Here is a 9692-nt window from a genome sequence, read left to right as displayed (position 1 = left end):
GACCATGTACTGTTCCTGCTGCTCTACAACACCGGGGCACGGGTGTCGGAGGTCACCGGCATCAAGGTCGGCGATGTCGTGCTCGATGCGGGCGCAGCCTGCGTTCATCTGCATGGCAAAGGCCGCAAGCAACGCAGCGTTCCTCTGTGGCGCTCAACCGTCAGGGCCGTGCGGGTCTGGCTGCGGCGGAATCCGCAGCTCGAGGCAGCATCCCCCTTGTTCCCCAGCCGCAATGGCCAGGCAATGACGCGAGCCAATGTGGCTCTGAGATTGGCGCGAGCCGTGCATTCGGCCAGCAGCACCTTCCCTGATCTGACGAAACGGCACATCTCGCCGCACACCATTCGGCATACGACGGCGATGCACCTTCTACAGGCCGGCGTCGACATCAGCGTGATTGCGCTTTGGCTCGGACACGAGAGCCCGGTGACCACCCATCACTACGTTGAAGCGGACTTGGCCATGAAGGAGCGCGCGCTGGCCAGGCTCCATGAACCAGACGCCAAGATCCAGCGCTACCGGGCGCCCGACTCGCTGATCGACTTCCTGAAGACGCTGTGATTATGTAAAGGTCGGAATGCTTGCCTGCCGCTGCCCTTCAGTGTTTGACGGGCATTCCGATCTGCCACTTTCCATAATCGCTGGCTTTGCATAATCGGCCTTATGTAAAGCTTTCCATAAGGCCGACAACCCGACCTCCGTCCCCAGCGATGGCTCTGACGTGCCAGCTCACTCAGTCGATCCCTTCCCCGCAATAGCCGCGCCCATCCCCATGCCTGATGCGGACCAGTGTGCGGTGATAGGGTCAGGAAAAGTGCCTACTTCTCACCCCGCCCGCTTCCCCACCCGATACTGCAGCTGCCCCCGCCCCAGCTTCAGCAGCCGCGCCGCCGCCGACAGGTTACCCTCCGTCCGCCTTAACGCGGTGGCGATCATCATTCCCTCTGCTTCCTCCAGGGACAGCTGCGCATCCAGCAGCCGGTCGATGGCGTGCTGGATGGGGATTTCTGCGCCTGGGCGCAACGGTGCTTCCGCACGGGCGTCTGCGGGGGTGGGGGAGGGCAGGGTCAGGGGGACTTCCTCGCCACCCGAGAACAGGTGCTCCACGTCGATGCTGCCGTCGTTCTCGGCCAGGATCACCGCTCTTTCGATGATGTTCTCCAGCTCGCGGATGTTGCCGGGCCAGGCGTAGGCCCACAGCTTTTCGCTGGCGTTGCGGGTGAGGCCGGCGATGGTCTTGCCGAAGCGGGTGGCGTAGCGCTTGACGAAGGTGTCCACCAGTAGGGGGATGTCTTCGCGGCGTTCGCGCAGCGGGGGGATCTTGACCGGGAAAACGTTGAGCCGGAAGAACAGGTCTTCCCGGAAGCGGCCGGCTTCCACTTCGCTGCGCAGGTCGCGGTTGGTGGCGGCGATGATGCGCACGTCGATGGGGCGGACCTGGGTGTCGCCCACCCGCTCCAGCTCGCCTTCCTGCAGCACGCGCAGCAGCTTGCCCTGGGCGTGCAGGGGCAGGCTGCTGATCTCGTCGAGGAAGAGGGTGCCGCCGCTGGCCCGTTCGAAGCGCCCGGGGCGGGATACGGTGGCACCGGTGAAAGCGCCTTTCTCCACGCCAAACAGTTCGGCCTCCACCAGTTCGTGGGGGATGGCGGCGCAGTTGATGGAGATGAAGGGGCGTTCAGCGCGGGGGCCGAGGGCGTGCAGGGCCTTGGAGAAGCGCTCCTTGCCCACGCCGCTCTCGCCGGTGAGCAGCACGGTGGCGTCGGTGGGGGCGACGCGCTTGATGAGGTAGGCCACCGCGTTGAAGCTGCTGGAGGCGCCGATCAGGTCGGGCAGCTGGCGGGCGGCTTCCTCGGGGCGCGGGGCCCGGGCGGGCTGGGTGGCGCGGCGCTTGGGGGTGGCGATGAAATCCTCGACCTGCAGAAAGCTCAGGTGGGCCTCGGCGTCGTCGCATTCTTCCAGGGGCTGGCCCACCACCCGGCAGCGGGCATGGCCCATGGCCACGCATTCCACCTCGCGCCACAGGATGGGCCGGCCCATCAGCGCGGTGGTAAAGCCGCTGGCGTAGCCCACCATCATCCAGCAGGCGGGCGAGCCGCTGATGCCGAACTGGGTGCGGTGGATGTCGGCTTCCCAGGAGGATTCCCAGTAGTAGTCGCTCCAGAAGTCGCCGGTTTCCTGGTTGAAGCGGATGCGATCCACGGCCTGGTTGCGCACAAAGCCTTCCATCTCGCGCAGGCGCGGGCCGTAGGCAAAGGTCTGCTTCAGGTCGCCGCCCACCGATTTGTGCAGGCGGCGGGCGTCTTCCATGCCCTGCTGGTAGCCCAGGCGGGTGAACAGCTCCCGGGTTGCCTCCACCCCCAGGCGTTCGATCAGCTCCCGCCGCAGGGCCGCCAGGGTGAAGCCGTGGATCAGCAGCATGCGCTGGTCGAGCAGGGTGATCTGCCCGCTGTCGGGGTCGAACTGGACGTATTTGGAGATCTCCCGGTCGTCGATGTCTCCAGGAACGGACTGCAGATGGCGGTCGACGGGGGCGGGCATGGGGTGGGTCTCCGGTGTCTGTTTTTATCCAGTTGCTTGAAATCAGCACTTATGTGTTTGCTGGTTTCAGCAATCCAAATTCTATCCGTCGATTCATTAAAAACAGAAATATTTATAAATCAATAAATTGAAGTGATTGCTGGCGCTGGCATGGGGATTGCGAAGTGGTGATCAAGGGCCCGAAGTGGCCCGGGCACTTTCATCCCAAAGGAGACCCCGCTTGTGTTGAGCACTCAACCCATGCTGGCCGTTCGCGTCTGCGAAGTGCGCCACGCTGCCCTTGATGTCCTGAGTTTCGTTCTGGCGCCGGTCGATGGCGGGCCGCTGCCGGCCTGCACAGCGGGGGCGCACATCGACGTGGCCCTGCCCAACGGCATGCTGCGCCAGTATTCCCTGTGCCAGACCGGCCCGGCGCTGCGGCTCTACGAGATCGCCGTGCTCCACGACCGCGATGGACGGGGCGGTTCGGCCTGCGCCCACCGGGACATCCGGCCGGGCGACACGCTGATGATCAGCCCGCCCCGCAACCTCTTTCCCCTGCTGCCCACGGGCCGCCCGGTGCTGTTTGCCGGGGGTATCGGCATCACCCCCATCCTGGCCATGGCCGAGGCCCTGCATGCCGCCGGGCGGGATTTTGAGCTGCACTACTGCAGCCGCAGCCCCGAACGGGCCGCCTACCGGGACACGCTGGCCCGGTCGGCCTATGCCCCGCAGCTGCGGCTCTACCACGACAGCGCCCCCGAGGCCGGCCGGCTGGACGCCGAGGCCGTGCTGCGCCGGGCCGGGGCCGACGCCCACCTGTACGTGTGCGGCCCGGCGGGTTTCATCAGCCACGTGTGCAGCGCCGCCCGGCAGGCAGGCTGGGATGAGGGCCGGGTGCATTTCGAGCACTTTGCGGCCCCGGCAGCGGTCGCGCCACCGGGCGGGAACGGCAGCTTCGAGCTGCTCCTGGCCCGGCGCGGCCTGCGCGTGCCGGTGGCGGCCGAGCAGACCGCGGCCGAGGCGCTGCTGGCGGCGGGCGTGGACATCAGCCTCTCCTGCGAGCAGGGCGTGTGCGGCGCCTGCGTGCTGCCGGTGCTCGACGGCCTGCCCGATCACCGGGACGTGTTTCTCAGCCCGGCCGAGCGGGAGGCAAATCGCTGCTTCACGCCCTGCTGCTCCCGCGCCCTCAGCCCCAGCCTGACCATCGACTTGTAAGCGTGGCGGCAGCCGCCGTCACGTAGTGCCCGCCGGGGGCCTGCCCGGCAATCCCACCTGGAGAAGAAAAAATGGAGACAAGGAAGAGCGTTACTTACCTCAGGGATGCGTGGTATGTCGCCGCGCTGTCCACCGAGGTGAGCGCCGAGGGCCTGTTTGCCCGCAAGCTGCTTAACACCCCGGTGCTCATCTACCGCAAGCAGGATGGCACCCCCGTGGCCATGCAGGACCGCTGCCCCCACCGTTTCGTGCCCCTCAGCATGGGCGTGCGCCACGGCGACGAGGTGGTGTGCAAGTACCACGGCCTCAAGTTCGACTGCAGCGGGGTGTGCAACCACAACCCCCACGGCAACGGCCACATCCCCCGGGCGGCCCGGGTGCGCACCTTTGCGCTGCTCGAGCGCTTCGGCTTTGTGTGGATCTGGATGGGCGACGCCCCGGCCGATGAATCGAAGCTGCCCGACTTCAGCCCCCTCACCGAGGGCCACCCCAACGGCGTGGGCTTCACCTACATGCACCGCAACACCTACTACGAGCTGATCACCGACAACGTGATGGACCTGAGCCACGTGGACCACCTGCACGGCGAGATCATCTCGACCCGCGGCCAGCTCACCCCCCAGGTGCCCCAGGTGAAGGAGACCGACAGCAGCGTGGCCACCCGCTGGGAGTGGAAGCAGACGCCGCCCATCTTCATCCTCAACCAGTTTCTGCCCGAGCCCATGGCCGAGGCGCGGCATTTTGTGGAGGTGAAGTTCATGGCCCCCACCACCGTGCAGCTGCAGATCGGCGCCACCCAGAACGACCAGGCCGAGCTGGACCTGGCCGACTGCTTGGGCCAGTACGACCTGCACACCACCACCCCCGAGACTGACGGCACCACCCACTACTTCTTCGCCACCCGCCGCAACCACCTGGTGGAGGACGCCGACTACAACGCCGCCAAGATCAAGGGCATGCACGATGCCTTTGTGGACGAGGACGGCCCCTACGTGGATGCCCAGTACGCCAACATCGGCAACGCCGACCTGCTGAGCCTCAACCCGGTGCTGCTGAGCAGCGACGTGGGGGCAGTGCGGGCGCGGCGCATCCTGCGCAGCGTGATCGCCGAGGAAGTGCGGCGCAGCCAACCCGACGCCGCGGACACCCGCGCCGTCGAGCGTGTCTGAAGGAGGCCCGGCATGCACAAGCGACTCCTCTGCCGCGTCGTGTCCCTGGCCTGTGCCGGCATGGCCCTGTCCGGCCCGGCCCAGTCCTTCACCCTGGATACCGACTCGCCCGACCTGGCGATCTCGTGGGACACCACCGTCAAGTACAGCACCGCCTGGCGGGTGCGCGGGGTGAGCAATAGCGTGGCGCCCGAGGGCCTGGCGGGCCTCACGCCCCAGGTCAATACCAACGACGGCGACCGCAACTTCAGCCGCGGGCTCATCTCCAACCGCCTCGACATCCTCACCGAGCTGGGGGTGCGCTACAAGCGCGACAGCGGCTTTCGGGTGAGCGCGGCGGGCTGGTACGACGATGTTTACCAGCACGGCAACGACCGCAGCGCCGACGATGCCCCCGGCCTCAACCAGACCGGCCCCTACGACCGCTTCAACAAGCACACCCGCATCACCCACGGCCGCAACGCCGAGGTGCTCGACGCCTTTGTGTATACCCGCCAGTCGGTGGGCGACATGAACCTCAACCTCAAGGCCGGGCGCTTCACCCAGCTCTACGGCGAGAGCCTGTTCTTCGGCAACAACGGCATCGCCGGCGCCCAGACGCCCCTGGACCTGGCCCGCGCCCTGTCGGTGCCCAACTCCCAGTTCAAGGAGGTGGCGCGGCCGGTGGGGCAGGTGTCGGCCCAGCTGCAGATCACCCCTGACGTGATCGTGGGCGCCTACCTCCAGCCCGAATGGCGCAAGTCGCGCCTGCCGGCTGCGGGCAGCTACTTCAGTTTTGCCGACTTTGTGGATGATGGCGGCGAGCTGCTGTACACGCCCTACGGCCCGGCTCCCCGTGGCAAGGACATCGAGCCCGGCAACTCGGGGCAGGGCGGCATGCAGGTACGCTTCAAGTCCGGCGACAGCGAGTACGGCCTGTATGCCGCCACCTTCCACGAGAAGCTGCCCCAGTTCTACGCCCGCTTCAACGCTGGCCCCGGCGGCGTGGTGCCCCAGGACTACGTGATGGTGTTTGGCCGCAACATCCGCACCGTGGGCGGCAGCTTCAGCACCCTGGTGGGCGACACCAACGTGGCGGGGGAGATGTCCTTCCGTACCAACCAGCCCCTGCTGGCGGCGGGCAGCTTTGTGTTCCCCATCAACGACCCCGCGGCCGATGGCGGCAGCAACGCCCGCTTCCCCAAGGGCGACACCCTGCACCTCAACCTGTCGGCCATCAGCGTGCTGGGCGCCAACGCCCTGTGGGACGGGGCGTCGTTTGTCGGCGAGTTTGCCTTCAACCGCCGCCTGCGCGTCACCGACAACCCCGAGGCGCTGGACCCCAACGCCACCCGTGATGCCGGCGCCGTGCAGTTCGTGTTTACGCCCGAGTACTTCCAGGTGCTGCCCGAGACCGATCTGCAGCTGCCCATCGGGGTGAGCTACGGCCTGTTCGGGCGCTCGTCGGTCAATGGCGTGCTCTTTCCGGCGGAGCAGGGCGGCAGCATCAGCGTGGGCGCCAAGGCCGTGTATCAGAAGGCCTGGCATGCGGGCCTCAACTACACCCACTACATCGGCACGGCGGGCTCCGTGGCTACGCCCACCGGGCTCAATTCCTTCCAGAACTTCCATGGCGACCGGGACTTCGTCTCCCTGTCCATCCAGCGCAGCTTCTGATCCTGCGCCCCAGAAAAAAAGAGGAACCCCGACATGAAGAACACCACATTTGTCCGCCTGGCCCTGATCGGCGCCATCGCCCAGCTCCAGCCCGCCCTGGCCGCCGTGTCGGCCGACGAGGCCGCCCAGCTCAAGACCACCCTCACGCCCCTGGGGGGCGAGCGTGCCGGCAACAAGGACGGCAGCATCCCCGCCTGGAGCGGGGGCGGCGCCAAGGTGGCCGGCACCAAGGTGGGGGACGTTCCGGTGAGCGTCTTCCCCGGTGAAAAGCCCACCCTGCAGATCACCGCCGCCAACCTGGCCCAGTACGCCGACAAGCTCTCCGAAGGCACCCAGGCGCTGATCAAGAAGTACCCCGAGTCCTTCCGCGTCAATGTGTACCCCACCCACCGCAGCGCGGTGGCCCCCCAGCATGTGTACGACGCCACCGCCCGCAATGCCACCGCCTGCAAGACGGTGGAGGGCGGGCTGTCGGTGGAGGGCTGTTTCGGCGGCGTGCCCTTTCCCATCCCCAAGGCCGGCGTCGAGGTGATCTGGAACTACATCCTGCGCATCGAGCCCGAGTCGGTGGAGTTCGGGTCGAAGAACATCGTCGGCACCTCCAACGGCGCCCGCACCCTGGCCACCCGCACCGATAACTTCTTCCAGCATCCCTACTACTACAAGGAGGGCTCGGCCAAGGGCTGGAGCGGCGAATACTTCATCCAGCGCTTCAACACCACCGCGCCCCCGTTCAAGGCCGGGGAGTCCCTGGTCCTGCGGGACAGCATCAACGCCAAGGCGCCGCGCCAAGCCTGGCAGTATCTGGTCGGCCAGCGCCGGGTGCGCCGCGCCCCCACGGTGGCCTACGACACGCCCGACTTCGTGTCTTCGGGGGCCAACTACTTCGATGAGGTGATGGGCTTCATGGGCCACCCCGACCGCTTCGAGTGGAAGCTGGTGGGCAAGCGCGAGATGTACGTCCCATACAACAACAACGAGCTGGTGACGGCGAAGGAGGCCGAGGCCTACGACAAGTTCCACCTCAACGCCGCCAAGCTGCGCTGGGAGCTGCACCGGGTGTGGGAGGTGGAGGCCACGGTGGTGTCGGGCAAGCGCCACGCCGTGCCCAAGCGCCGCTACTACTTCGACGAGGACACCTGGCTGGTGTCTCTGGTGGATGGCTACGACTCGGAAGGCAAGCTGTGGCGCACGTCCATGGTGCCCAACTTCTTCGTGCCCGCCGTGCCGGCGGTGCTGGCCAAGCCGGTCACCATCCACAACCTGCAGGCCGGCACCATGAGCACGGTTCAGGGCCTGTTCCAGGATGAACCCTACCGGGTGGTGCCGCGCAAGAACGAGTCCTTCTTCACCGGCGACGCCGCCGCCGCCGACGCGGACCGGTAGGCGCCACCGCAGGGCTTGCTAGGCGATGCCGTAGCGCCGCAGCCGGTTGGCGATGGCGGTGTGGGAGGTGCCGAGCCGCCGGGCCAGCCGGCGGCTCGACGGGTGCTCCCGGTACAGGCGTTGCAGCAGGTTCTTCTCGAACTCGGCAATGGCCTCGTCCAGGGAGCCCACCTCGCTGTCATCGCCCGCTGCCGGAGTGGCGACCTGGGCGAGCTCCAGGTCTTCCACCTGGATGATGTTGCGCTCGGTCATCGTCACCGCCCGGAAGATGACGTTCTGCAACTGCCGCACATTGCCCACCCACGGATTGCTCAGCATGGCCGCGCAGGCCGCCTGGGACAGGCGCATGGGTGGGCGGGAGGCCTGGGCGCAGGCCCGGCTGAGGAAGGACTGGGCCAGGGGCAGGATGTCGCCCGGGCGCTCGCGCAGGGGCGGAACCTGCAGGTTGAGCACATTGAGGCGGAAGAGCAGATCCTGGCGGAAGTGCCCGCTGCTGACCATGTCTTCGAGTGCCCGGTGGGTGGCGCTGATGATGCGCACGTTCATGCGTACCTCCCGGTCGCCACCGACCCGCCGGAAGCTGCCGTCATTGAGAAAGCGCAGCAGCTTGGCCTGCAGGTAGGGTGACATCTCCCCGATCTCGTCAAGAAACACCGTGCCGCCATCGGCCAGCTCGAGCAGCCCCGGCTTGCCCCCGCGCAGGGCGCCGGTGAAGGCGCCGGCGGCGTAGCCGAAGAGCTCGCTTTCGGCCAGGTTCTCGGGCAGGGCGGCGCAGTTGAGGGCGAAGAAGGGCTGGCTGCGCCGGCTGCTGCCCGCATGACAGGCGTGGGCCAGCAGCTCCTTGCCGGTGCCGGTCTCGCCGGTGATCAGCAGCGGCGCATCCACCATGGCCATGCGGGCCGCGCGTTGCTTGAGCTGTTCGATTGCCGGTGAGGTGCCGAGGATGGCGTCGAAGCCGCCGGCGTCATAGTTCTGCAGGGCGCTCATGCGCTCTCCGATGCGGCTGGGGGCGTGCAGGGTCATCACCGCACCGGCGACCCGGCCGCCGGCTTCATGCAGGGGCATGGTCTCCAGCAGGTAGGGCTCGCCATTGATGGCCACCTCGCATACCGGCAGGTGATAGCCCCCGTCCTCCAGTTCCCGCAGCAGCGCCGGGTTGCCGATCAGGGCCTGCATGGAGGTGCCGATCAGGTGCCCTTCGTCCATACCGCAGGCGGCAACGGCCGCACCGTTGGCCACCACCACGCAGCCCGACTCATCGACGGCAAACACCGGGTCGGGCTGCGAGGCGAGCAGGGCGTCGAGGTACAGGCGCCGCTGGGCCCCGGGCAGCATGCCCACCGGCTCCACCGTGCGCACCCCGGCGACCTCCATCAACTGCTCGCGCAACTCGTCGAGGCTGGCCTGATCGACCGCCGGTGCCTCGATGAAGATGTGGGGCGGATCCACCTCGACCGCCGTTACGTTGAGCCGGCGCCGGGCCAGCTCGGCCAGCACCTCCTGGGCGATCCCGACCCGGTCGGAGAAGAACACGTCGATGCGCATGGCGGTGTGTAGTGAATTCAATACGATGTAACGATAATGATACGTGTTGTCCAGTTAATTGAGAAATAAGGAGAATTTTTCAAAAAGTGGACGTTTTCGGGTGGTTTTGTAACGATATCGTTACGGAGTGCCCGCCGATTGAGCACTTCGGTTTTTCAAGTTGTTGTTTTGTATGTGATTTTCTTGTTGGCACGGGAATCG

7 protein-coding genes are annotated in these 9692 nt (G+C 66.8%); 5 read left to right on the top strand and 2 right to left on the bottom strand.

Going from position 1 to position 9692, the window contains the following annotated elements; translation table 11 throughout:
- Positions 1-561 (top strand): tyrosine-type recombinase/integrase (locus L6Q67_RS16490; RefSeq protein ID WP_296571764.1); only part of this gene is annotated, 561 nt, incomplete at its 5' end.
- A 264-nt stretch (positions 562-825) separates the two neighbouring features.
- Here the strand turns inward: L6Q67_RS16490 and L6Q67_RS16485 are convergent.
- Entirely contained in the window at positions 826-2538 is a 1713-nt protein-coding gene (locus L6Q67_RS16485) for a sigma-54-dependent Fis family transcriptional regulator (RefSeq protein ID WP_296571761.1), read from the bottom strand.
- A 225-nt stretch (positions 2539-2763) separates the two neighbouring features.
- On the opposite strand from L6Q67_RS16485, the gene L6Q67_RS16480 reads away from it, so the two are divergent.
- The 4 genes from L6Q67_RS16480 (at position 2764) to L6Q67_RS16465 (ending at position 7946) form a co-directional block, all read left to right on the top strand.
- On the top strand, positions 2764-3735 hold the full coding sequence (locus L6Q67_RS16480; protein WP_296571758.1) for a PDR/VanB family oxidoreductase: 972 nt from the start codon (positions 2764-2766) through the stop codon (positions 3733-3735).
- Positions 3736-3806: 71 nt separating this feature from the next.
- Positions 3807-4904 carry an aromatic ring-hydroxylating dioxygenase subunit alpha gene (locus L6Q67_RS16475; protein WP_296571755.1) on the top strand — a complete coding sequence of 366 codons (1098 nt, stop codon included), beginning with the start codon at positions 3807-3809 and terminating at the stop codon, positions 4902-4904.
- 12 nt (positions 4905-4916) lie between these two features.
- On the top strand, positions 4917-6560 hold the full coding sequence (locus L6Q67_RS16470) for a DUF1302 domain-containing protein (protein WP_296571752.1): 1644 nt from the start codon (positions 4917-4919) through the stop codon (positions 6558-6560).
- A 33-nt stretch (positions 6561-6593) separates the two neighbouring features.
- Positions 6594-7946: a DUF1329 domain-containing protein gene (locus L6Q67_RS16465; protein ID WP_296571749.1), complete on the top strand. Its 1353-nt coding sequence runs from the start codon at positions 6594-6596 to the stop codon at positions 7944-7946.
- Positions 7947-7964: 18 nt separating this feature from the next.
- Here L6Q67_RS16465 and L6Q67_RS16460 read toward each other — a convergent pair whose 3' ends face one another.
- Positions 7965-9512, bottom strand: a complete 1548-nt coding sequence (locus L6Q67_RS16460) for a sigma-54-dependent transcriptional regulator (RefSeq protein ID WP_296571747.1) — start codon at positions 9510-9512, stop codon at positions 7965-7967.
- Positions 9513-9692 lie beyond the last annotated feature (180 nt).

It is taken from the genome of Zoogloea sp., assembly GCF_023150065.1.
In the GTDB taxonomy this organism is placed as follows: Bacteria; Pseudomonadota; Gammaproteobacteria; order Burkholderiales; family Rhodocyclaceae; genus Zoogloea.
Note: the sequence above shows the minus strand (reverse complement) of the source record. Positions and strands in the feature narration are given on the sequence as shown.